1 protein-coding gene is annotated in these 837 nt (G+C 48.9%); it reads right to left on the reverse strand.

Annotated features, from left to right (window positions below):
- Window positions 1–257 precede the first annotated feature (257 nt).
- The coding region (locus IDZ20_RS16160; RefSeq protein ID WP_223144997.1) for a hypothetical protein at window positions 258–837 on the reverse strand (580 nt) is incomplete at its 5' end.

Genomic DNA, 837 nt, shown 5'->3' on the forward strand with positions numbered 1-837 from the left:
ACCAGCGCCGCCAACCACTTCGCCGCCTTCCGGGCCTGCCATAGCCGTACCCCAAAGCACTGAAGATACCGCCACCGCAAGTGCGCACCGCCTAAACCTAACGGGAGTTAGCTCACTAAAAGCGCTCATATTCTTCATACAAAATCCCTTTTTATTACTTGGGTTACTGCTGGCCATAACGCGACTTACCACTTTTTATACAGCCTACACGCTGTGTAGTTACAAAAAACAATCACCAAATTAGGCGGGTAAAGGCTTTACCCTTCCGACTTGGAAAGTATAACGCGCTCATTGGTTTCAAAATCCACCACCATTACGGCGCCCAAACTGACAGTGGTCAGATACACAAACTCGCCGTGTTCCGGCAATATAAATCCGCCGAACGCTATATCAAAGCCAAGATCAGCACTTAAGAACGACTGCATAGCCTGCGTATCTAAATCCAACTCTAAAATCAGCGTGTCATCTCTTGAAGCGATCAATACACGATTGCGTCCTCCCATCTGGTCAAGCACCATTTGAGTTCTAAAACCAATCCACTGAAGGGGCAGCTCTTCGTCGGTAATGGTGCTAAATAAGGTTTGCGAACCAGTTGCCAGATCCACCTCCAGTACATCCTGAGAACCCGCCAAGGAAACCAGCATGCTATTTCGCTCCGGCAAAATCACACTGCCGCCTGGCCACCTCATCAGATCGTTTACTTCTGGCACGGTGGGGCTACTGAGTACCGAGAAACTCTCAAATGCCATATCAAATTCATACAACACACTGGCACTCATCATAGAAAATATTAAACGGGGTTCGCTTCCCGTGCGATCTATGATTACCCCCCCCCCC

It is taken from the genome of Teredinibacter waterburyi (assembly GCF_001922985.1).
Classification (GTDB): domain Bacteria; phylum Pseudomonadota; class Gammaproteobacteria; order Pseudomonadales; family Cellvibrionaceae; genus Teredinibacter; species Teredinibacter waterburyi.